Raw genomic sequence first — 810 nt, forward strand, 5'->3', positions numbered from 1 at the left:
GGCAGGGGAATCGCACATGAGTACAAACGGACTCTTGTGTGGTGTGCGGAAATCGATTCTGAGAGGACCTCTGAATGATCGGAGGCCGTGATGGTGTTTCTGGATGTATTCGGCGAGGTGCCGGACCCGCGGGACTTGACCGCGCAGCACTCGTTGCCGGAGATTTTGTTCGTAGCACTTGCGGCGGTGCTTTGCGGGGCGACGCACTGCACGGAGATGGAGCTGTTTGCCAGGAACCGTCTCGATCTGTTGCGGCAGTTCATTCCGCTCGAGCGTGGCGCGCCCAGCCACGACACCTTCAGCCGGGTGCTGGCGGCTCTCGATCCTGTCGCCCTCAACGATGCCTTCATGCGCTTCATGACCGCGTTCGGCGGGCAGGCGCGCATCGATGCGCCGAAAGGGCAGGTCGCCATAGATGGCAAGAGCCTGCGGCGCGCCTACGCCAAGGGCTGCTCGCATATGCCACCGCTGGTGGTGACCGTCTTTGGCTGCGACACCTTCATGAGCCTGGCCCAGACCGTGGCGCAGAAGGGCGGCGAAGTGCAGGCCGCGATCGCGGCGCTCGAATTGTTGTCGCTCAAGGGGCTGACCGTAACGGCCGACGCCTTGCACTGCCATCGCCGCATGACCAAAACCGTGCGCGAGGGCGGCGGCCACTACGTGATCGCCATCAAGGGCAACCAGTCGAAACTGGCCAGCGAGGCCAAGGCCGCCCTCGACAAGGCGGCGGCCAGCAAAGCAACCAAGTTCCATCAGACCGAAGAGGATGCGCATGGCCGCCACGAGGTGCGGCGTGCCTTCGTCATTCCC

General features: G+C 63.8%; 1 protein-coding gene. It reads left to right on the forward strand.

From position 1 onward, the window contains the following. Window positions 1-90 precede the first annotated feature (90 nt). Window positions 91-810, forward strand: a 720-nt coding sequence (locus tag NKJ06_RS35590) for an ISAs1 family transposase (RefSeq protein WP_352636349.1), incomplete at its 3' end; no start/stop codon positions are given.

The sequence above is a fragment of the Mesorhizobium sp. M0293 genome (assembly GCF_040321735.1).
GTDB lineage: Bacteria > Pseudomonadota > Alphaproteobacteria > Rhizobiales > Rhizobiaceae > Mesorhizobium.